20 protein-coding genes are annotated in these 21,325 nt (G+C 56.8%); 7 read left to right on the forward strand and 13 right to left on the reverse strand.

All coding sequences use genetic code 11. From position 1 onward, the window contains the following. The 4 genes from G6R15_RS18515 (at position 1) to G6R15_RS18530 (ending at position 5,376) form a co-directional block, all read left to right on the forward strand. Positions 1-1,041, forward strand: coding sequence for a glycosyltransferase family 2 protein (locus G6R15_RS18515; RefSeq protein WP_164661461.1), 1,041 nt, complete (start codon positions 1-3; stop codon positions 1,039-1,041). A gap of 214 nt (positions 1,042-1,255) precedes the next feature. Beyond that, complete coding sequence (locus tag G6R15_RS18520) at positions 1,256-2,242, forward strand: glycosyltransferase family 2 protein (RefSeq protein ID WP_164661552.1); 987 nt, start codon at positions 1,256-1,258, stop codon at positions 2,240-2,242. Further along, entirely contained in the window at positions 2,239-3,936 is a 1,698-nt protein-coding gene (locus tag G6R15_RS18525; protein WP_164661462.1) for a beta-1,6-N-acetylglucosaminyltransferase, read from the forward strand. Before G6R15_RS18520 ends, G6R15_RS18525 begins: the two co-directional genes overlap by 4 nt. A gap of 6 nt (positions 3,937-3,942) precedes the next feature. After that, the gene (locus G6R15_RS18530) at positions 3,943-5,376 is read left to right on the forward strand and encodes a sulfotransferase family 2 domain-containing protein (RefSeq protein WP_164661463.1); all 1,434 of its coding nucleotides are present in this window, start codon (positions 3,943-3,945) and stop codon (positions 5,374-5,376) included. Between the two features lie 3 nt (positions 5,377-5,379). On the opposite strand, the gene G6R15_RS18535 is transcribed toward G6R15_RS18530, so the two are convergent. The 8 genes from G6R15_RS18535 to G6R15_RS18570 form a co-directional block, all read right to left on the reverse strand. After that, positions 5,380-5,901, reverse strand: a complete 522-nt coding sequence (locus G6R15_RS18535; RefSeq protein ID WP_164661464.1) for a murein L,D-transpeptidase family protein — start codon at positions 5,899-5,901, stop codon at positions 5,380-5,382. 61 nt (positions 5,902-5,962) lie between these two features. After that, positions 5,963-6,748, reverse strand: a complete 786-nt coding sequence (locus tag G6R15_RS18540; protein WP_164661465.1) for an ion transporter — start codon at positions 6,746-6,748, stop codon at positions 5,963-5,965. Between the two features lie 21 nt (positions 6,749-6,769). Then, positions 6,770-8,002, reverse strand: coding sequence for a class I SAM-dependent RNA methyltransferase (locus tag G6R15_RS18545; protein ID WP_164661466.1), 1,233 nt, complete (start codon positions 8,000-8,002; stop codon positions 6,770-6,772). Positions 8,003-8,040: 38 nt separating this feature from the next. Further along, a complete protein-coding gene (locus G6R15_RS18550) occupies positions 8,041-9,873 on the reverse strand; it encodes an ABC transporter ATP-binding protein (RefSeq protein ID WP_164661467.1) in 1,833 nt (610 codons plus the stop codon). Continuing rightward, on the reverse strand, positions 9,870-11,708 hold the full coding sequence (locus G6R15_RS18555; RefSeq protein WP_164661468.1) for an ABC transporter ATP-binding protein: 1,839 nt from the start codon (positions 11,706-11,708) through the stop codon (positions 9,870-9,872). Before G6R15_RS18555 ends, G6R15_RS18550 begins: the two co-directional genes overlap by 4 nt. Before the next feature lie 197 nt (positions 11,709-11,905). Continuing rightward, complete coding sequence (locus G6R15_RS18560) at positions 11,906-13,060, reverse strand: CCA tRNA nucleotidyltransferase (protein WP_164661469.1); 1,155 nt, start codon at positions 13,058-13,060, stop codon at positions 11,906-11,908. Further along, on the reverse strand, positions 13,057-13,620 hold the full coding sequence (locus G6R15_RS18565) for a CoA pyrophosphatase (protein ID WP_164661470.1): 564 nt from the start codon (positions 13,618-13,620) through the stop codon (positions 13,057-13,059). The genes G6R15_RS18560 and G6R15_RS18565 overlap by 4 nt, the downstream gene beginning before the upstream one ends. A 25-nt stretch (positions 13,621-13,645) precedes the next feature. After that, a complete protein-coding gene (locus tag G6R15_RS18570; protein WP_164661471.1) occupies positions 13,646-14,632 on the reverse strand; it encodes an Hsp33 family molecular chaperone HslO in 987 nt (328 codons plus the stop codon). Between the two features lie 77 nt (positions 14,633-14,709). On the opposite strand from G6R15_RS18570, the gene G6R15_RS18575 reads away from it, so the two are divergent. Further along, positions 14,710-15,156 (forward strand): NUDIX hydrolase, encoded by a 447-nt coding sequence (locus G6R15_RS18575; protein ID WP_164661472.1) that lies wholly within the window; start codon positions 14,710-14,712, stop codon positions 15,154-15,156. Between the two features lie 66 nt (positions 15,157-15,222). Here the strand turns inward: G6R15_RS18575 and G6R15_RS18580 are convergent, their stop codons facing one another. Beyond that, positions 15,223-16,491 carry a PP2C family protein-serine/threonine phosphatase gene (locus G6R15_RS18580; protein WP_306432355.1) on the reverse strand — a complete coding sequence of 423 codons (1,269 nt, stop codon included), beginning with the start codon at positions 16,489-16,491 and terminating at the stop codon, positions 15,223-15,225. Between the two features lie 176 nt (positions 16,492-16,667). Here G6R15_RS18580 and G6R15_RS18585 point away from each other — a divergent pair, with 176 nt between their 5' ends. Next, on the forward strand, positions 16,668-16,994 hold the full coding sequence (locus G6R15_RS18585; protein ID WP_164661474.1) for an Hpt domain-containing protein: 327 nt from the start codon (positions 16,668-16,670) through the stop codon (positions 16,992-16,994). On the opposite strand, the gene ilvA is transcribed toward G6R15_RS18585, so the two are convergent. From ilvA to G6R15_RS18605, 4 genes are all read right to left on the reverse strand, one after another. Further along, positions 16,995-18,221, reverse strand: coding sequence for a threonine ammonia-lyase IlvA (gene ilvA / locus G6R15_RS18590; protein ID WP_164661475.1), 1,227 nt, complete (start codon positions 18,219-18,221; stop codon positions 16,995-16,997). A gap of 50 nt (positions 18,222-18,271) precedes the next feature. Continuing rightward, complete coding sequence (locus G6R15_RS18595) at positions 18,272-18,982, reverse strand: hypothetical protein (protein ID WP_164661476.1); 711 nt, start codon at positions 18,980-18,982, stop codon at positions 18,272-18,274. A gap of 100 nt (positions 18,983-19,082) precedes the next feature. Beyond that, positions 19,083-19,391, reverse strand: coding sequence for a hypothetical protein (locus tag G6R15_RS18600; RefSeq protein WP_164661477.1), 309 nt, complete (start codon positions 19,389-19,391; stop codon positions 19,083-19,085). Between the two features lie 80 nt (positions 19,392-19,471). Then, entirely contained in the window at positions 19,472-19,831 is a 360-nt protein-coding gene (locus G6R15_RS18605) for a hypothetical protein (protein ID WP_205520561.1), read from the reverse strand. A gap of 219 nt (positions 19,832-20,050) precedes the next feature. On the opposite strand from G6R15_RS18605, the gene G6R15_RS18610 reads away from it, so the two are divergent. Beyond that, complete coding sequence (locus G6R15_RS18610; RefSeq protein ID WP_164661479.1) at positions 20,051-21,274, forward strand: argininosuccinate synthase; 1,224 nt, start codon at positions 20,051-20,053, stop codon at positions 21,272-21,274. Positions 21,275-21,325: the final 51 nt, after the last annotated feature.

Genomic DNA, 21,325 nt, shown 5'->3' on the forward strand with positions numbered 1-21,325 from the left:
ATGACACGCACTTCCACCGCAAACACGCGTGAACTGACATTGGCCCAGGCCTATCGTCTGCGGTGGAAACGGCGTCGCTTGTTGTGGAGGTCGTTTCGCAGCCGACATGGGCTGAGCTCTGTGGCGGATCGCACCAACCAGATCAAGCCGCGCGATATTCTGATCGTGATGACGGTCCGAAACGAAATGAGCCGCCTGCCCTATTTCCTGCAGTACTACCGAGGTCTAGGCGTTGGGCATTTCCTTGTGATCGACAACGACAGCACCGATGGGACTGACGTCATGCTGGCGAAACAGCCAGACGTTTCGCTTTGGCAAACCAGCGACAGCTATCGCTCTGCACGGTTCGGCCTGAACTGGATGACATGGTTACAGCGCAAGTATGCTCATAACCACTGGACCCTAATGGTCGATGCGGACGAGTTGCTGGTTTATGCCCATCACGATACACGCCCCCTGCCCGAACTGACCGCCTGGTTAGAGGCCCGAGGCACCACAGTGTTTGGTGCCTTGATGCTGGACCTTTACCCCAAGGGCGCTTTGAACGAGCAAAGTTACACGCCCGGCGCAGACCCGACACAGACGATCGACTGGTTCGATGCTGGCCCCTATCGGTCGCAGCGCCAGATGCCACTGGGCAACCTGTGGACCCAAGGCGGCATGCGCGAGCGTGTGTTCTTTGCAATAGAGCCGCGACGCTCTCCCACCTTGAACAAGATCCCGTTGGTAAAATGGCATCGCAGCTATGCCTACGTGAATTCCTGCCACTCTATCCTGCCGCCGCACCTGAACCGAGCTTATGACGGGCCAGGCGACACCCACGCATCTGGTGTGCTGTTGCACACCAAATTCCTGCCAGAGATTGTTTCCAAATCAGCGATCGAAAAAGAGCGCGCACAACACTTTCACTCACCGCAAGAGTTCGATGGCTACTATGACAGCATCACGGCAGAGCCTGAGATTTGGACCGATTCCTCGACCCGGTTCCGGAACTGGCAGCAACTTGAAGAACTTGGGTTGATGAGTTCGGGCGGTTGGTGAGATCCACATCTCAGAGTCACACCGTCGCATCTGAGCGACAAAGATTGCTTTTCCCCTGTAACTGTTTCTAAATCCATTGATTCATAGAAGGGATTGATGACATATGACTATAGTTGGCTCGGTCTTATCAGTGCTTTGGTTTCGCTGTATCCGGGTCATGCTCGCGTCATTTTTAAAGGTTGGTTGACACGTGAGCCTGTGGGATTCTTATCGAATGCGAGTGCGGCGTCGGCGCCGTCTTTTGCGGTGCCTGCGGAAATCAAGCGAGCTCAAGGCCGTTCAGGATAACACCGCAGCTATTCGTCCCAATGACGTTTTGCTGATCAGCACCTTTCGAAACGAAAAAGTTCGCCTGCCCTATTTTCTGCGGTACTACCGCGAATTGGGTGTTAATCATTTCCTGTTTGTGGACAATGACAGCACCGATGGGGCGCTCAATTACCTCAAGGGGCAACACGACATTTCGGTCTGGCACACCCAATCCAGCTACAGGCGCGCGACCTTTGGTGTCGACTGGATGAATTGGCTGGCGCGGACCTATGCACACAACCACTGGACGCTGACCGTCGACCCGGACGAATTCTTTGTCTACCCGTTCTGTGACACTCGTCCTATTCAGGCCCTGACCGACTGGCTGGACAATTCGTTGATCCGCAGCTTCAGCGCCATGCTGATCGACGTTTACCCAAAGGGCAGATTGACGGACATCCCATATCAAGAAGGGCAGAACCCGCTGGAGATTGCCAATTGGTTCGACAGTGGCAACTACACGATCAAAAAGAACCCGCTGTACGGCAACTTGTGGATTCAAGGGGGGCCGCGGGCACGGATGTTCTTTGCGGACGTTCCCAAAAAATCGCCTGCTCTGAACAAGACTCCACTGGTCAAATGGAATCGCCGTTACGCCTATGTCAGCTCAACTCACACCTTGCTTCCGCGCGGATTGAATCAGGTCTATGACGAGTGGGGCGGCGAAAAGGCCAGTGGCGCCCTTATGCACACCAAATTCCTGGACACCTTTACTGCCAAGGCAGAAGAAGAACTGCAGCGGCGTCAGCACTTCGCGGGCTCGGCCGAATACAAAGCCTATGCCGACAAGTTGAGCGCACAGCCCGAGCTGTGGTGCAAGTGGTCCGAGAAATACATCAACTGGCGACAGCTTGAGATTCTGGGCCTGATGTCCAAGGGGAACTGGGCATGACGGTCGGAGTTGTCATGCTGGTTCACACGGCACTGGACCGAGCCGAAGAAGTCGCACGGCACTGGACCGCCTCAGGCTGTCCAGTGGTGCTGCATGTAGACAAAAACGTCTCGCGTAAAACTTACAAAAATTTCGTTGCCGCCTGTACTGACAACCCGCTGATCCTGTTTTCCCAGCGCCACAGATGTGAATGGGGTACTTGGGGCATAGTTGCCGCGTCTCAAGCAGCGTCCGAATTGATGCTCAGCGCGTTTCCGGATGTGCGCCACGTTTATTTGGCCTCAGGTTCTTGCCTGCCCCTGCGTCCGGTTCAGGAGCTGATCGATTATCTGTCCGCGCGTCCCAGAACGGATTTCATTGAAAGCGCCACCACTGCCGATGTCCCCTGGACCGTTGGCGGGTTGGACCACGAACGCTTTACCCTGCGGTTCCCGTTTTCGTGGAAAAAGCACCGAATTCTGTTTGATCGCTACGTGGCCATTCAGCGGCTCCTTAGATTCAAACGCAAAGTCCCGTCCGGTTTGGTGCCCCATATGGGCAGCCAGTGGTGGTGCCTGACCCGACAAACGCTATCCGCCATTCTGGAAGACCCCGAGCGCGACGTCTATGACCGCTTTTTCCGGCGCGTCTGGATTCCAGACGAAAGCTATTACCAAACACTCTCGCGGCTTTATTCCAGCAACATCGAAAGCCGCTCTCTGACTCTGTCGAAGTTCGACTTTCAGGGCAAACCGCACATTTTCTACGATGACCATCTGCAGTTGCTGCGTCGATCGGATTGTTTTGTTGCCCGCAAGATTTGGCCACGGGCCGAAAGGTTGTATCAAGCGTTCCTGACCGATCAGGCCGGTGCGATGAAGAAAACCGAACCCAACCCCGGCAAGATCGACCGCATCTTTGCCAAGGCAGTTGAACGTCGGACACGAGGCCGCGACGGTTTATACATGCAAAGCCGCTTTCCGCGACACGGCAACGAAAACGGGCTGACATCCAATCCCTACTCGATGTTTCAGGGCTTTACCGAGCTGTTCGAAAATTTCGAACCCTGGCTGACCAAAGCCACCGGTGCCCGCGTGCATGGCCATCTTTTTGGACCAGAACGGGCAGAATTTGCAGGCGGGCAAAGCTTGATCAACGGCGCCCTCGCCGACAATGCCGTATTGCGCGACTATGACCCGAACCGCTTTCTGACCAGTCTGATCTGGAACACCAGGGGCGAACGGCAATGTTTTCAGTTCGGCCCAGGCGACAATCAGAAAATCAACTGGATGGTGGCCCGCGATCCAAACGCGCAAATCTCTGTCATCACCGGGTCCTGGGCAGTGCCACTGTTCAAATCGAACTGCAACTTCGCGGACCTCCGGAAAGAGGCCGCCCTGCTGCAAAAGGTCGAAAGCGATCACTTGGAAATCCTGCGTTCGGTCTGGACCAAGGCGCGGGTCCGGATCTGGAGCATGGCCGAGTTCGTCGAGGCCCCGATGGAACCAATCCAAACCATCCTTGACGAGATCGGCCCATCAAACCCCCGGCGCCTGAGCGAAGCGCCCAAAATGGTGGATCTGACCGGATTTGGCCAGTTCCTACAGAATCTGAAAAACCAGGGGATGCACCCATATCTGATGGGCGACTTCCCCGTCGAGCAAGGACCAGCCAACATGAGCAAACCAAACCGCAAACCCTATTTGGTGCGATAACGCGGTATGACATCCAAGTTCGACTATTTCATCGTCTTTGCCGAGATGCGGACAGGCTCCAACTTTTTGGAAACCAACTTGAACGCGCTGTCGGATGTCACCTGCTTTGGCGAGGCGTTCAATCCCCATTTCATCGGCTATCCGAACAAGGCTGAAATCCTTGATATCTCGCAGGCGATGCGCGACGGGGATCCCAATTGTTTGATCAGTGCGATCCGTGAAACGCCGGACGTGTTGGGTGGATTCCGCTTCTTTCATGACCACGATCAACGTGTGCTTGATACTGCCCTAACTGACCCCCGCTGCGCCAAGATCATCCTGACGCGCAACCCGCTGGACAGCTACGTATCTTGGAAGATCGCACAGGAAACAGGTCAATGGAAACTGACCAACGTCAAAAAGCGACGAGAAGCCCAGGTTCAGTTTGATCCCGAGGAGTTCTCGCGCCATGTCGAAGCATTGCAGGACTTTCAGGTATTCCTGCTCAACAGTTTGCAGACGCAAGGGCAAACCCCATTTTATGTCGACTATGACGATCTGCAAAGCGTGGACGTGATGAACGGCCTGGCCGCTTGGTTGGGCGTCAATGGGCGGCTTGATGGATTGGATAAAAGCCTGAAACGGCAAAACCCCAGTCCGGTGACCTCTAAGGTGACCAACGTTGATGAAATGACCGACGCCTTGGGGGGCCTGGATCGCTTCAATCTAACCCGAACGCCAAACTTTGAACCCCGCCGTGGCCCTGCCGTGCCCAGCTATGTTGCCGGTGTGGTCACCCCGATGCTTTACCTGCCGATCCGTGGTGGCCCCGAAGATGAGGTGATGTCGTGGATGGCTGGTCTGGACGGCGTACCGGTAAGCTCGCTCAACACCGGCATGAACCAGAAACAGATGCGCCAATGGATGCGCAACAACCACGGGCATCGTCGGTTCACAGTGTTGCGCCACCCGCTTGCGCGATTGCATCAGGTATTTTGCCGCAAGATCCTAAGCACAGGGCCGGGAAGCTACAAGAAAATCCGCGAGACCCTGCGCCGCCAATACAAACTACCGATCCCTCAGGATGCTCCAGACGCGCGCTATTCGCGGTCAGATCATCGCGCAGCGTTTGAAGCGTTCATGGGGTTTGTCCGCATGAACCTAGCAGGACAGACCGCGATCCGGGTCGACGGCGGTTGGTGCTCTCAGTCACAAGCACTGTCGTCGATGTCAGACTTTGCCGTCCCCGATCACGTGTTCCGCGAGGATGAAATCGCCGAACTACTGCCGACCCTGGCTGCACGTTATGGCCACCAAGAAGTCGAAGCCCCAGCAACCGCGCAACCGGATACGCCCTATTCTCTGGATGACATCTATGATGCCGATCTGGAGAAAGAAGCCACCAATATCTATCAGCGCGACTATGTGATGTTCAGCTTTGGACCTTGGCGAAAAATCTAGGCATCAGGCACGCAGTGAAATGGCTGTTCCGTCGCGCACCATTGCATAGATCTCTTCGATCTCGTCGTTTTTCACGGCGATGCAGCCCGCGGTCCAGTCCTTGGTCCGCCGCGCCCGCTTCAGCTCTTTCAGCAAGTTCGGCTGCCCGTGAATAAATATCTCGCCGCCCGGCCTGCGGCCAAGCGCCTTGGCTTCGGCGATATCGCGCGAATTAGGGTAAGAGATCCCAATCGACAGATGATAACTGCTGTTTGGGTTGCGCCGGTCGATCAAATAAGTGCCTTCGGGGGTTTTGCCGTCCCCTTCGACCTTTTTGTCGCCCGCCGGCGCAAAGCCCAGATCGACCTTGTATTCCTTTAAGACATCCTGATGGTGCAACAGATACATGCGGCGCGCGCCTTTATTGACCACGATCGACGTGACCTTGGGGCCGTAATATGACCGGAACCTATTGTCCCGACGACTTCCACACGCGGTCAATCCAACCGCTGCCACTGCACCCAGTCCGAAAACTCGACGTTTCATCTGCTAACACTGCCTCACTTGTCTCATGGCTCAAATACGACAAAATTGCCGCCGTGCAAAATCACATTTTTGTCTCAGAGCGTTCCGCCAATCGTTGTTCAATGGCTTCCAACCGCGAAATTACCTCATCCCGATAGGCATCGGTGCGCTCGTGATCCTCTTCCTGATGCGCATCCTGCATCGAATTTACAATGAGACCAACCAGCAGGTTCACCACTGCAAACGTGGTGATCATGATGAAGGGCACAAAAAATGCCCAAGCGTAGGGATAAACTTCCATCACGGGACGGACGATCCCCATAGACCAGCTTTCCAGTGTCATGATCTGGAACAGTGTGTAGGCCGACAAACCCAGATCACCGAACCACGCAGGGAAGGATTGCGAGAAGAGTTTCGTCGCGATCACCGCCCCGATGTAAAAGATGATTGCCATCAGCAAAAACACACTCGCCATGCCGGGCAGAGCGGTGATGAACCCCTCGACCACGCGGCGCAAACGCGGCGCTACCGAGATGACGCGCAGCACCCGCAAGATTCGCAGTGCGCGCAAAACCGACAGGCCCTGACCACCGGGCACCAGGGCAATACCGACAATGATGAAATCAAACAGGTTCCAGCCATTGGTAAAGAAACGCCGTCCCTGCGCCACCAGCTTCAGCGCGATCTCGACAATAAAGATGCAGAGGCAGGCGGTATCCAGTGTTTTGATCACCCCGCCAAAATCGGCCATGATCCCAGGCGATGTCTCCAGACCCAACAGCACTGCGTTGATCACGATCACACCGGTGATGAACTGCCCAAAGGACGGGTGGTCGATAAAGCTGCCCAAACGCTGCCTGAAACTCATTGCTGCCGGTCTCCGTGAACTTTAGCCGCTGATATGGGATAAGGTGAACGAGGCTGCAAGTTCCGTGTGCGAAGACCAGCGGAACTGATCCACTACCTGCACCCAGTTCAGACGGTATCCCGCAGACACAAGCACCTTGGCGTCCCGCGCAAATGTCACCGGATTGCACGACACATAGGCGATCACCGGCACTTGCGCCTCAGCCAGTTCGGTGACTTGAGCCTCGGCCCCAGCGCGCGGAGGGTCCAGAACGACCGCATCGATCTTGCGCAGTTCGTCCGGCATCAGCGGGCGGCGGAATAGATCTCGCGCCTCGGTCGTGACCCGCTTCAAACCCTGCGCCATGCGCCACCCTTGATCCAACGCGTGGGTCATCGCCTTATCGCCCTCGACCGCGTGCACTTCGGCATCTGCGGCAAGTGGCATGCTAAAGGTGCCGCAACCGGCAAACAAATCCACGATTTTCTTGGAACCTGCGACGACTTCTTGCACAGCAGTTAAGAGTGCGGCTTCGCCGTCTTTGGTGGCCTGTAGAAAGGCGCCAGGCGGGGGTGCGACTTTTGCAGCACCAAATTGTTGATACGGCGGATTACGCATTGCCAGCACTTCGCCGTCCCAAGCCAACCGCGCCAACCCTTGTTGTTCCGCAGCCTGAGCTAATGACGCCTCAAGCGGGCCATCCAGTGGCTTGCCACCCTGAACGGACACGTCTAACCCAACCTCGGACAGCGTCAACGTCACTGACAAAACACCCTTGCGGCTGCCGCCGATCACGGCCAGCGCCTCGGCCACGGGGATCGCGGCCAGCAGCTCGGGGACCAGCAATTGGCAGTCGGGGATTTCAGTGATCACGCCGGATGCACGCCCATGAAACCCGGCCAGCGTCCCTTTCTTGGTGCGCCGTACCGCAATGGTCGCCCGGCGGCGTGAGTTGGGCAGAGAGGTGTGGATCGGGCGCATTTCAGCGTCCAGTCCCTGTGCAGACAACGCCGCACGCACCACATCAACCTTCCAATTTCCCACAAAAGCATCTGAGGCGTGCTGCAACTGGCAGCCACCACATGCCTTGTAATGGCGGCACAACGGTTTCACCCGGTCATCCGACGGCGTGTCGATCCGAATGTCGGTCAGTTGTTGCCCATCGACATCGCCGGTGACAACTTCACCCGGAAGGGTACGGGGGGCAAAAATCGGGCCATCGGCGATCCCGTCGCCCTGATGGCCAAGCCTGGCTATGGTGTATTGCTGGGTCATGCCGCGTGATAGCGGGGGATCGGTTCTATAGAAAGGGCTTATTCCGCCGCCTCGGTCTGAATAAACCCACCGGACTGCCGCTGCCAGAACTGCGCATAGAGGCCACCGTGGGTCAACAGCGCCTCATGCGTGCCGCTTTCCACGAGCCGACCCTCGTCCATGACCACAATCCGATCCATCTCGCTTAGCGTCGACAAACGGTGCGCAATGGCCAGCACGGTCTTGCCTTCCATCACCCGGTGCAATGCGGCTTGAATGGAGGCCTCAACCTCGGAATCAAGCGCCGATGTCGCCTCGTCCAGCACCAGAATGGGCGCGTCTTTCAGGATGGCGCGCGCCAAGGCGATCCGTTGCCGTTGCCCACCTGACAGCTTGACGCCCCGCTCGCCCAGATGGGCGTCATACCCCTTGCGCCCACTGCCGTCTTGCAGCCCTAAAATGAACTCATGCGCTTCGGCCTTTTGGGCGGCGTCGATCAGCTCTTCCTCGGATGCGTCGGGCCGCCCATAAAAGATGTTCTCGCGCGCCGAGCGGTTGAACATCGCCGTTTCCTGCGTGACCATGCCGATGTTACGACGCAGGCTGTTCTGCGTAACCTTTGCCACATCCTGCCCGTCGATCGTAATCTGCCCCGCCTCGCCGTCATAAAGCCGTAACAAGAGCGAAACGAGCGTGGATTTTCCCGCACCAGACGCGCCAACGATGCCCAGCTTTTCGCCTGCAGCGATATGCAGGTCGATACCTTGCACCCCACCCACGTCGCGACCATAGGCAAAACCCACATCCGAAAACGCAATCTCTCCGCCCGGTACGGTCAGATCCGTAGCGCCCGGCGCATCCTCGACCCGGACACGTTGGGTCAGTGTTTTCATCCCGTTTTCGATCTCGCCAATGCTTGCATACATCGACATCAGCGTGAAACTGACCCATCCGGTCATCTGAGCGATCCGGATCGCCATGGCGCCGGCCGCCGCCACATCCCCGGTGGTCGCCGATCCACTCTGCCACAGCAGCAGGGTCGACCCCATCAACAGCACCGGCAACATTCCCGCCAAAGCCACCAAGAAAAACCGGAACGAGGCTGAAAGCCATCCGAACTCCAACGCGCGTTCGCGCAGATCGACCATAGCCTCGCGCGCGGCTTGATCCTCTTGCGTGGCGTGGGCGAATAACTTGACCGTCTTTATGTTGGTAATTGCATCCACCACCTGCCCCGACACCATAGCCCGAGCCCCTGCCCGCGCCGCCGAGCGTTTGCGGATGCGAGGCAGATACCACCGGATCAGGGCGAAATAGGCGACCATCCACACCAAAAAGGGCAACACCACCAGCGGATGGATTGCCCCAAGCAGGGCCATTGTGCCCACGAGCGTCGAGAGCGCAAAGACCACTGCGTTGACCACATCTGTGACGACAGAGGCCAGCGAGTTGGACGTTTGCATCTGCTTTTGCGCAATGCGTCCAGCGAAATCATCGTCGAAATAGGTGACCGACTGCCCCAGCGTCCACCGGTTCAATTTGGCCAGAACCAGGGGCGGGATATTGGGTAAAACCACATAATTGTTCGCAAACGACGCAAGTCCCGCCACCAGCGGGCGGAGCAGCATAAAGAATATCATGCCGCCCAGGATCAGACCCAGATTGCGGGCGTCAAAGAACCCTTCGGGCCCGCTGGCCGTCGCCCGATCGATCACCTGCCCCAGGATCCAGGCTGTCGCTACCTCTAGCGCGCCGCCCATCGCCGAGAAACTGGCGGCGAGAAACAGCATGGGCCAGGCCCCCGACAGCGCCCAGCGCACAAACGCCCCCAAGGTCTGAGGGGGCGGTGTGTTCGTGTCACGAAATGGCTTGATTAAGTCGGCAACCCTCATTCAGCAGCCTCCGGGTTCATGAAGCCACCAGATTGCCGCGCCCAGAACTGTGCGTACAGCCCCTTTTGTGCCAATAGCTCGGCGTGGCTGCCCTGTTCAACGATCCGGCCCTGATCCATGACCAGAATACGGTCCATCTGCGCGATGGTGGACAGGCGGTGCGCAATCGCGATCACCGTCTTGCCCTGCATCATGCCATAAAGTGTGTCCTGAATCGCGGCCTCAACTTCGGAATCCAAGGCGCTTGTCGCCTCGTCCAACAGCAAGATCGGCGCGTCCTTCAAAACCACCCGCGCCAGCGTGATCCGCTGACGTTGACCGCCCGAAAGTTTCACGCCCCGCTCGCCTACATGAGCGTCATAGCCGGTGCGGCCTTGGGGATCCTCAAGATCCAGAATAAACTCATGCGCTTCGGCCTGTTTGGCGGCGGCGATGATTTGCGCCTCGGTCGCGTCGGGACGGCCGTACAGAATGTTATCCCGCACCGAGCGATGCAGCAATGAGCTGTCCTGCTGGACCATGCCGATATTGGAACGCAGGCTGTCCTGGGTCACGGTGACGATATCCTGCCCATCGATCAGAATACGCCCCCTATCGGCGTCATAGAACCGCAAGAGCAGCTTGACCAAGGTCGACTTGCCCGCCCCTGACCGACCGATCAGACCGACCTTTTCGCCCGCACCGATTGCCAAATCGACAGCATCCAGCCCGCCGGTCTCGCGCCCATAGTGGTGCGACAGGCCGTCCAACTGAATGGCGCCTAGGGTCAGAGTCAGCGGTTGGGCGCCTTTGTCATCTACCAGATCAATAGGCTGCGCGATGGTTTCCATACCTTCGGCCACAACGCCCAATTGACGGAAGAACGTGGTCAATGCCCACATGATCCAGCCGGTCATGGCGTTCAGGCGCAACGTCAACGCGGTGGCCGCAGCCACAACTCCGACCGAGGCCTGGCCTTGCATCCATAAAGCAACCGCCCAGCCGACAACACCCACGATGAGCAAACCGTTCAGTGTCACCAGCACGGTGTCCATGATGGTGAAAATCCGCATCTCGACCTGGAACGTCTTACGTGTGTTTTCAATCGCTTCCTTGGCATATGCCAATTCGTGATCGTTGTGGGCAAACATCTTGACCGAATGGATGTTGGAATAACTGTCAACCACCCGGCCTGTCACGGTCGAGCGCGCGTCCGACGCCGCCTGCGAAGCGGGCCCTACGCGTCTGACGGTCCAGCGCACCAGCACCGCATAAAGCGCGAACCAGATGAGAAGTGGGATCAACAACCGAACATCAGCGACCATCAGCAGCACCGCCGCGCCGATCAGATAGGCCAGCGAAAACGAAATCGCATCAAAGACTTGAAAGATCACTTCGCCCGCTGCTGGTGGCGTTTGCATGATCCGGTTAGCAATGCGCCCGGCAAAGTCATTTTCGAACCAGCCAACCGACTGACGCAAAACGTGTTTATGCGACCGCCAACGGATCAACGTGCCAAAGTTCGGCAGGATCGCGTTGTTCAACAGCATGACGTCGAGAATATGCAACGCGGGCCGCAGGAACAGGACAAACAGGGCCACCAACACCAGTTCAGTGCCGTACGTCTGCCACACCTGCTCGGGCCCACCACTCAACAGATCAACGACTCGACCCATGTAATAGATCAACCCAACTTCGACGCCTGCGACAATGATCGACAGAAGGGCCGTCCAGAAAAAGACCTTCATGAAGGGTTGAGAATATTCCAACAAAAACGGCCACAGACGTGTGGGCGGCGTGTCCACTTCGTCGTAGTCGGTATAGGGGTCAACAAGGTTTTCGAAAAAACGAAACATAACGGATGCTCCACATGAGCGTAATTTTGGACGTGCGAAATTAGGTGTGCCAAGGCATCACCCAAACGGGGGCGTGACCTCAGCCGATGCTGAACCAGATCCCGTAATACATTCGCATTCCTCCGTTAGTTGATTTGGCAAACGTAAACGGAAAGGATTGCGCTTGTCACCCCGGAAAATAAAGTATCAAATTGACGCTACGTCGCCAAAAGTTGTTCTCGTGTCAGCGAAAAACCAGATGCGATCCATTTGCTTTCGATCAGGGACAATTTATCACCCAGCTCCCGCCCTTTGAAGTCAGGCAACAGGTCTTTGGCTGACACTGGGAAAACGGCCTGTGATCCCTTCTCCGCATCGCGGCGCACGGCTGAAGCAATTGGCACCTCCAGCAGTGCAGATCTCAGGATCATCGCCTTGATGGCTGTTTTCTGCCCCAAACGATAACCCAGCTCGGCCGCGTTGGCGGTTCCGGTTGCAGCCTCGCGCAGCGCCGTAATCGCCTTCAACTGCACTTTGCTCAATCGCAAAGTTCCGGCCACGTCGGCGTCAGCCAAGGATGCCAACCGCAGCAGAGCATCCAAAGGCACTGTCAATTCATGCTCCAAGTGAACAACTGGGGCCAGCGACCGATCGTCCGCACCCGGCAAAACCACGCCCAGAACCCCTGCCATTCGCATGGCAGCGACCGAAGGCGCAGGGTCCTCGGCGCCTAAGAGTTTCAGAAATTCGGCCCCGACCCGTTCGCGTGACAGGCGTTCCAGTCCGTCCAAATTGACGGCAATCGCGGCGAGCGCATCTGCATCTAATCCTGCCTGCGGATCGCCATACCACGCGTGGAATCGGAAAAAGCGCAGCGAACGCAAGAAATCTTCGCGAATGCGATGTTCTGCCGTCCCGATGAATCGCACCCTGCGCTCGGTCAGATCCGGCAGCCCGTTCAATGGATCAATCACCGTGCCGTCAGGCCGCGCGTAGATGGCGTTCATGGTGAAATCGCGGCGCGCTGCGTCTTCTTCGATCGTGTCGGCAAAAGCCACCACAGCACGGCGACCATCGGTTTTCACGTCTCGACGAAAGGTGGTAATTTCGAACGGCTCGCCATCCTGCACCAGCGTAACGGTTCCGTGCTCGATGCCGGTGGGCACCGCCTTAATACGCGCCGCGCGCGCCAATTTCATCACCCGTTCAGGGTGTGCATCGGTCGAGATGTCGATGTCTGAAGTCGGCGACCCCAGCAGAGCGTTACGAACGCAACCGCCCACAAAGAGCGCCTGCGCCCCGCCGTCGGTCAACGCGGCGCAAACTTTTTGCGTCGCGCGCGACGTCAGCCAATCCTCAGCGATCCGTGTCATGCTTGCATCCGCGCAGCCAACCCGCGCAGCATCCGCGCGGTTGCGCCCCAGATGTAATAAGGGCCAAAGGGCACGGTGTAGTAATACCGCTGCTGACCTTGCCAACGACGCGATTCCACCGCGTAATTCTCTAACCGCATCAGGTGATCGAACGGTACGGAAAACACCTCGTCTACTTCACCCGGCTCCGCGATCACGTCAAAGGAATCGTCCAAGATCGCAATTACCGGGGTGACGGTGAACGACGTGACTGTCTCATGTGATGGCAAGTGGCCCAGAATGCGCGGCAGTGCGCGCGGCAGGCCGATCTCTTCCTGTGCTTCACGCACGGCGGTTGCGGTGACGTCGGCGTCGCCTTCGTCCTGCTTGCCACCGGGAAAAGCAATCTGACCGGGGTGATGTTTCAGCGCCGACGAGCGTTTCGTCAGGATAATCCGAGGTTCGGTATGCGCCAGCGACACCGGCACCAAAACCCCGGCGGGACGCAGTTTACGCCCCTGAGGAAGCACTGTGTCGGGGTTCAGGTCAAAGTCGCTTGACCCGTCCCCCGTTCGGGCCATGGCAGCCCTCAGTTTTGTTTCGGCTTCATGCACCGTTTTTCTGTTCCGCCTCAAATCCTACGGACTTGGGGTCCAGATCATAATGGGCACCACAGAACTGACAATCGGCTGTAACACGCCCATCGTCGGTCGTCATGGTACCAATGTCACGCGCAGAATAGATCGACAGGCTTTGTCGCACGCGATCTTCGGAACAAGTACAGCCGAACCGCACTGATTGGGCATCATATACACGCGGCTGTTCTTCGTGAAACAGACGTACCAGCAGATCCGTAGGTGGCACGCTGGGTCCGATCAGTTCCAAATCCTCGACCGTGTCGAGCAGGATGTTGACGCGGTTCCAGTTGTCTCCTTCCTCACCATCCACCAGATCGGTCGCTGTCAGGATCTCGCCATCGCCATCCCCCTTTGCGGCAAACGGCGACGCCTTGGGCATGCTTTGCAGCATAATTCCACCTGCGCGCCAATGCTCACCCAAACCCGGCTCGGTCGACTTTCCAAAGCTGAGCGAAAAGCGCGTCGGCAACTGTTCGGACTGCGCAAAATACGCCTCGGCACAAGCGCTAAGCGATCCACCCGCCAGCGGAGTGATCCCCTGATAGGGCTTCATGCCATCGCCCTGATCAACCATGATGGCGAAATATCCTTCCCCGACTTGGTCAAAGGGGACACCATCGGTCAGGCGCTCGGCATCATAGCTGGAATAAGCACGGATCTGCGCCGCACGACCGCCCTCTTGCGGGGCATAATAGTCGGTCGCGATCATGCGCACCGCGCCTTTGGACTGCACTTGCAGCGACAACTTCCAACGCAGGTCGATGGTTTGCCCGATCAGCGCGGTGAGCAGGGCCATTTCAGCCACCAGCGCCTCGACTTGGTCGGGGTAGTCGTGCTGCTTTAGGACACCGTCCAGCACGCCGTCCAGACGGGCCACGCGACCGCGCATGTCCGATGCATCAAGTTGAAAGGGCAGGACAGTGTCGTCCCACGCGATTTTGGATCCGAGAGTCATGGGGTTTCCTTACACGCCACGGGTTGGCATACCGCGTCCATATAGGTGGAACAAGTCGCGATGGAAGGGGTGCATACATGATCCGACGCGTTGGGGAAACCCCGGAACACGGACGACGCTATACACGTCGTCCGGGGGCTTATGTTCTCTTGCCACGTGGACATCAGCTTTTGGTGACGTGGTACGACGACGGGCAGAACCCCGAATTGCAGTTGCCAGGCGGCGGAATCGACCCAGGCGAATCGCCAATCACTGCCCTGCACCGTGAAGTGTTCGAGGAAACCGGCTGGTCCATTGCTGCCCCCCGCCGCCTGGGTGCATTTCGCCGGTTCACTTATATGCCGGAATACGATTTGTGGGCTGAAAAAGTCTGTACCGTCTTTTGTGCCCGCCCCGTGCTGTGCAAAGGACCGCCAACAGAAAAATTTCACGAAGCCGTTTGGATGGACGTTAATGTGGCGATCCAGGCCTTGGGTAACCCAGGGGATCGGCATTTTGCATCACAGTTTGCTGGGGTATTGTAACCTGCCAGGGAGTGATCATACGGATAATCGCCCAGCGCTTGGCCTTTTGACCCTGCAGCGCTGATCTTAGGGTCCGTTGTATTCAAAGAACGTCGCGGACACGTCATCCTCCATCCCGAATTCATCTGACATGACTTGTGTCAGACGCCAGAACAGGTCGTCCAAAAACTCTTGCCCGCCCTGTTGAGGGTCGCAGTCGCGGACCAATTGCAATAACCCTTCGGGCTCCAACATTTCGCCATTGGACAGCCGACATTCGGTGAAGCCGTCAGAGTACAGCAGAAGCCGATCACCAGGGCTAAGTTGTGTTTCGAAATGTGCATAGGGAATGTCCGGTAGCAGCCCAATAGGCACACCGCCATCCCCCAAGAATTCGGCCCGCCCGTCCCGACGCAAGACCAACGGATGCGGATGTCCGGCCTGCACCATTTTCAGCAGCCCGCTGCGCAGATCCACGATGGCATAGACCATTGTGAAATACTCCTCGATCCCGGTATCTGCGATCAGGCGAGAGTTCAGGGATGCCGCGACCTCATCCGGCTGGCGCAGGGCATAGAATCGATTGAAACGTCGCTCCATTGCTACGTTCTGCTCAAAGTAGGTGCTGGACAGGTAACTGCCCAAACGCGCTGTCATCATCGCCGACGTTATACCGTGACCAGAGACATCGATGCTGTAAAACCCCAAGCGATTGACGCCGGGCGAGAACATGCCCACCAGATCGCCGCCGATATGACCGCAGGGTTTAAGCAACAGGCTGACACGCGACGATCCAAATTCTCGGGTCAATTCGGGTACGAGGGATTCCTGGATCTTTCGGGCCTGAATCAGGTCCTTGTCGATGGCGTCATGGGCTACCTTCAATTTATCAAGGGCATCCTCGATCATGCGGTTCTTTTTCGACAGCTCGCGCTGCATACCCAAGATTCGGTCACCGGCAGAAATTCGGGCGCGAAGCTCGTCTGAACTGACCGGCTTGATCAGGAAATCATCGGCCCCTGCATCCAAACCCTGCGCGATCTCGTTTTTTTCACTCTTGGACGTTAAAAGGATGAAATAAGAATAGGCATCATTCCGAAGCTCGCGCACCGCCTTGCAGAATTCCAATCCGCTCATCCCGGGCATGACCCAATCGCTGAGCACCAGATCGGGCGGCGAGATTTGGCAAATCTCCAACGCCGCCTCTCCACAATCGGCCTCGATCACATCAAAGCCCCACTTTTTCAGCGAGCTCACAAGGATACGGCGCTGCAGTCGACTGTCATCGACCACCAATACCTGCTGGATCGCGCCGGATTCCTTTTCGGTTTCCACCTGCACTTTCTCACCCTGCAACACCGAATTTCCTCACATTCAGCCCCGGAACTGATGGTCAAAGCCTAAGACCGCGCGTCTTAACATCGCGTGAAGTCTGGAACTGACAAAATTCCTCACCTCGTCTTAACGCGGTGTTTACGACCAAAGAGCTACGAAAGAGTAAAGTGCGGGGCAAAAACGTCAGAGGGTGAAGAATGATACATTGGTCGCGCGTGAACGAGTTGCGGAATGAGGTTGGCACCGACGATTTTCACGAGGTTGTGGATCTGTTTTTGGAAGAAGTCGAAGAGGTGATCGACCGGCTGCGCGCAGACGGCTCGCGCGATGCGTTGGAACAGGATCTTCATTTTCTAAAAGGCAGCGCGCTGAGCCTGGGCTTTGAGAGTTTTTCGACCCTATGTCAGGATGGTGAACGACAGTCTGCTTCGGGCGACGCTGAAACCGTCGACGTCAACGCGATCATCAACAATTATGAACAATCAAAGACCGTTTTCCTGTACGAACTGCCGCAACATAGCTGATCAAATCACAAATTGCGCCAGCGTCTCGTCATTGGTGATGTCGGTGTAGGTAAAGCCTGCATCATCAAGGCGGGCAAACAGGCGCACAAAATTTTCAGGCCTGCTGGTTTCGATCCCAATCAAGACCGAGCCAAAGTTTCGCGCGGATTTCTTCATGTATTCAAACCGGGCGATATCGTCGTCCGGACCCAAAATACCCAGAAACTCTTTCAACGCACCGGGGCGTTGCGGCAATCGCAGGATGAAATACTTTTTGACCCCGGAATATCGCTGCGCACGTTCCTTGACCTCGGGCAGACGTTCGAAATCGAAGTTTCCGCCAGACGTTACACAGACCACGGTCTTGCCGCGAACAAAGCTCTGGATGTCCTCGACCGCCTCAACCGCCAAGGCCCCAGCCGGCTCCAGAACGATGCCTTCGATGTTGAGCATTTCTATCATTGTGGTGCAAATCCGATCCCCGGACAGGACATGGACATCGGAGAGGTGCACATTGCGCAGCAAATCAAAGGTCTTTTCTCCGATCCGGCCCACGGCTGCCCCGTCGACAAAGGTATCCACGTGATCCAAGGTCACCGGATGCCCCGCCGCCAACGCCGCCCGCAGGCATGCGCCACCAGCTGGTTCCACAAACAGGCAATGGGTACGATCCCCGAACCAAGTCGACACGCCCGATGACATGCCGCCACCGCCCACGGGTAACACGACATGATCCGGAACCCGCCCCAACTGCTGCTCGATTTCGACCGCGAGCGAGGCTTGGCCTTCGATCACATCCTCATCATCGAACGGCGAAAGAAAATGCCCACCCTTGTCCGCGCACCACGCTTTGGCCGCCGCTAGACAATCGTCGAAGTAGTCACCGATCAGATGAATTTCGACCTGATCCCCGCCAAAGGTCCGCGTCTTGTGAATTTTTTGCTGCGGTGTGGTCACCGGCATGAAGATCACGCCCTTGACCCCCAAATGCTTGCACATGAACGCCACGCCCTGCGCATGATTGCCCGCACTCGCACAGACAAACAGATCCTGACTCGGTTGCTTGCGCATGGCGTTGAACGCACCGCGGATCTTGTAGGATCGCACCGGGCTCAGATCTTCGCGTTTGAGCCAGATGTCGGCGCCAAATCGCTCAGACAGATGCGCATTCCGCTGCAATGGGGTGGCGGGAAACACTTGGCGCATCGCCTCTTCGGCGGCGCGGGCGCGGGTCATGAAATCAGTCATGCAGGTTCACTGCCGCAAGCCCAACCGGTTGGCAAGGAATACATAAGTATTCAGTCAATGTCTCTCCCTTCGACATAGATGCCATACATGGTGGTCAGAATACTCACGTTGATCAGTGGCAGGATCAGGATCGACGGAATCAGAACCAAGGCCAGACCGATCACAGGGATTGCCATGAGCAGACCAAATATCACCTGAACGATGATCTGAAAGATTCCGCTCACGATAAACAGCACAATCAAGGTTCCGAATGTCCTTTCGGTCTTGTTCCAGGCCGTGGCCAGCGTGATTGGCTGTCCAATCGCCGAGGCTGGTAACATGACGCTGAGACGGTAGATGCAGAGGACAAGCGCAATGAAATAGAAGAACCCACCAATGACCACCAAACCAGGCGCGGACTGCGCCATGATTCCCAGCAAGATACCAAATGGGATCATTGCGACCATGGTGATCAATGCCAGCATCAGGATCAAACCAAAATATGCCAAAATGCGATCCGCTCGAAACGGCGGCAGCCAACCCTGCGGCATCTCTTCGAGCAGAACGTATCGGTGCCAAGACACGACGATCCAAAATACTATCGTCCAGAAGATAAGTATGGCAAAGACGCCAAACGCGCCAAAGCCACTCAAATCTGTCATTGTTGGTTCGGAGTTCAGATCAGACAAAGGCGCTTGCAAATTATCCCAAGTCCCGGTCATCATCGCCAACCCGACCAGCAGCGCCATCCCGATTACACCCGGCACAAGCGCGATCTGCAATGCCTGCTGAAAATTTCGCAAAACCATCCGCACCGAATGCCTGAAAATCCGCCAACCCATCATGTTTGAAATCCTGTATGCAGACGTTTTCTATCTCTCTTTAACGCAGTTCACGTCCCTGCACGATGTACCCATACATCGTTGTTAGAATGCTGACACTCAGCATCAAAAGAACCCACTGGGCAACCACCACATAAGCAAAGCCTCCGAGGATCCGCGCCAGCGATGTCAGCAACAGAAAGTTAGGGGTCAATGTCAATACGCCGATGCAGAGCGCTACATCCCACAGCGCTTTCGAATGGGCTTTCGTCTTCTCCCAAGATTCCGGAACGCTCAGAAATACCCCAACGGCGGCCGAAGGCAGAACCAGTGACAGTCGCAACGAGACATAGGAGATCGCAGTGCTCATCAGAAATCCAAGCACCGTACCGTCACCGCTAGACGCCTGATGCTGCCCGATCAAGGGACCCACCGCAACAGCAACCAACCCTATAAAAAACCCAAAAGCAGGGTCAGAGGCACCAACCTGAAGCACGCCCAGATATATGAGCTCACCGACTGCCCGCTCCATTTCGGCCATGCAGGACTGGGCTTCGCTTCGAGCAGGACATAGCGGTGCCATCCGACGGCGATCCAGACAAACACACCCACATAGGCAATGACCAGCACGACAATCAGCAAGCCAATCCCAGTCCTGGCCGAAAAATCATCCGTCTCGCTGATCCCGGCGAACATCAGAACGGTCAGCGCATACAAGGCAAGAAATGGAAGTACGCTCATCCGAAGAGCAACGACGATGTTGTCGATCAACATCAACACCGCGTGGCGAAACAAGTGATACCCGACCACGAAACCTCCCATAGGCTATACAGCAGGCGCTTGGGGAAACATCGGCCTGCAAAGGTCTTCAAATTTGGGATTAGGCACATGTCGCTACGCGACTTCAATCCAAAGATGCGGCCTGCACTTATCGCTCCCCCAGAGCACCCCTGCGACACCGCACACAACTTGCCCCCGCGCGGAAAAACCGTTAGGGGCGATCCGTCATACGTTTAAGGGGAAATGCTGATGTCCGCGCCCAAGAAAGTTGTCCTGGCCTATTCCGGTGGCCTTGATACCTCGATCATCCTGAAATGGCTGCAAACCGAGTATGGTTGTGAAGTCGTAACCTTCACCGCCGATCTGGGTCAGGGTGAAGAGCTAGAGCCCGCCCGCCAAAAGGCCGAACTGCTGGGCATCGCGCCTGAAAACATCTTTATCGAAGACGTCCGCGAAGAGTTCGTGCGCGATTTCGTCTTCCCGATGTTCCGCGCCAATGCGGTTTACGAAGGTCTGTATCTGCTAGGTACTTCAATTGCGCGTCCCCTGATTTCGAAACGTCTGGTCGAGATCGCCGAAGCAACCGGTGCCGACGCTGTGGCACACGGCGCGACAGGCAAGGGCAACGACCAGGTGCGGTTCGAACTGGCGGCTTATGCGCTGAACCCCGACATCAAAGTGATCGCACCCTGGCGTGAATGGGACCTAACCTCGCGGACACGCTTGCTGGAATTCGCAGAACAGAACCAGATCCCCGTTGCCAAGGACAAACGCGGCGAAGCGCCGTTTTCTGTCGACGCCAACCTTCTGCACACCTCGTCCGAGGGCAAAGTGCTGGAAGATCCCGCCGTCGAAGCGCCCGATTACGTCTATCAGCGCACCGTCCACCCCGAGGACGCGCCAAACGAGCCCGAGTTCATAGAGATCGGTTTCGAAAAAGGCGATGCGGTCAGCATCAATGGCGAGGCGATGAGCCCCGCGACCATCCTGACGAAGCTGAACGAATACGGCGGCAAGCACGGCATTGGCCGTCTGGACCTGGTCGAGGGCCGCTTTGTCGGCATGAAGTCGCGCGGCATCTACGAAACCCCCGGCGGCACCGTTCTGCTTGAGGCACACCGTGGCATCGAATCCATCACCATGGACCGCGGCGCAATGCATCTGAAAGACGAGCTGATGCCGAAATACGCCGAGCTGATCTATAACGGATTCTGGTACTCACCCGAGCGCGAAATGCTGCAGGCCGCCATCGACGCCTCGCAGACCCACGTGACCGGCACCGTTCGTATCAAACTGTACAAAGGGTCGGCGACATGTGTGGGCCGCTGGTCCGAGCATTCGCTGTATTCCGAAGCACACGTAACGTTCGAAGAAGACGCAGGCGCCTATGATCAGACCGACGCTGCGGGTTTCATCCAGCTGAACGCACTGCGCCTGAAACTGCTTGCGGCACGCAACAAACGCGTCAGTTAAACTGCTGCAACCTTATTGGTTCGGAAATTCAAATGCCCGCCGTTTATAACG

The organism is Tropicibacter sp. Alg240-R139, from assembly GCF_900537075.1.
Lineage (GTDB): Bacteria > Pseudomonadota > Alphaproteobacteria > Rhodobacterales > Rhodobacteraceae > Falsiruegeria.

Excerpts from the sequence above, each read along its gene's own strand:
- G6R15_RS18545 (WP_164661466.1), bottom strand. The coding sequence starts at position 8,002 with ATGACCCAGCAATACACCATAGCCAGGCTTGGCCATCAGGGCGACGGG.
- G6R15_RS18555 (WP_164661468.1), bottom strand. The coding sequence starts at position 11,708 with ATGTTTCGTTTTTTCGAAAACCTTGTTGACCCCTATACCGACTACGAC.
- G6R15_RS18520 (WP_164661552.1), top strand. The coding sequence starts at position 1,256 with ATGCGAGTGCGGCGTCGGCGCCGTCTTTTGCGGTGCCTGCGGAAATCA.
- G6R15_RS18560 (WP_164661469.1), bottom strand. The coding sequence starts at position 13,060 with ATGACACGGATCGCTGAGGATTGGCTGACGTCGCGCGCGACGCAAAAA.
- G6R15_RS18550 (WP_164661467.1), bottom strand. The coding sequence starts at position 9,873 with ATGAGGGTTGCCGACTTAATCAAGCCATTTCGTGACACGAACACACCG.
- G6R15_RS18570 (WP_164661471.1), bottom strand. The coding sequence starts at position 14,632 with ATGACTCTCGGATCCAAAATCGCGTGGGACGACACTGTCCTGCCCTTT.
- G6R15_RS18585 (WP_164661474.1), top strand. The coding sequence starts at position 16,668 with ATGATACATTGGTCGCGCGTGAACGAGTTGCGGAATGAGGTTGGCACC.
- G6R15_RS18540 (WP_164661465.1), bottom strand. The coding sequence starts at position 6,748 with ATGAGTTTCAGGCAGCGTTTGGGCAGCTTTATCGACCACCCGTCCTTT.
- ilvA (WP_164661475.1), bottom strand. The coding sequence starts at position 18,221 with ATGACTGATTTCATGACCCGCGCCCGCGCCGCCGAAGAGGCGATGCGC.
- G6R15_RS18535 (WP_164661464.1), bottom strand. The coding sequence starts at position 5,901 with ATGAAACGTCGAGTTTTCGGACTGGGTGCAGTGGCAGCGGTTGGATTG.
- G6R15_RS18515 (WP_164661461.1), top strand. The coding sequence starts at position 1 with ATGACACGCACTTCCACCGCAAACACGCGTGAACTGACATTGGCCCAG.
- G6R15_RS18600 (WP_164661477.1), bottom strand. The coding sequence starts at position 19,391 with ATGAGCACTGCGATCTCCTATGTCTCGTTGCGACTGTCACTGGTTCTG.
- G6R15_RS18565 (WP_164661470.1), bottom strand. The coding sequence starts at position 13,620 with ATGGCCCGAACGGGGGACGGGTCAAGCGACTTTGACCTGAACCCCGAC.
- G6R15_RS18525 (WP_164661462.1), top strand. The coding sequence starts at position 2,239 with ATGACGGTCGGAGTTGTCATGCTGGTTCACACGGCACTGGACCGAGCC.
- G6R15_RS18530 (WP_164661463.1), top strand. The coding sequence starts at position 3,943 with ATGACATCCAAGTTCGACTATTTCATCGTCTTTGCCGAGATGCGGACA.
- G6R15_RS18610 (WP_164661479.1), top strand. The coding sequence starts at position 20,051 with ATGTCCGCGCCCAAGAAAGTTGTCCTGGCCTATTCCGGTGGCCTTGAT.
- G6R15_RS18575 (WP_164661472.1), top strand. The coding sequence starts at position 14,710 with ATGATCCGACGCGTTGGGGAAACCCCGGAACACGGACGACGCTATACA.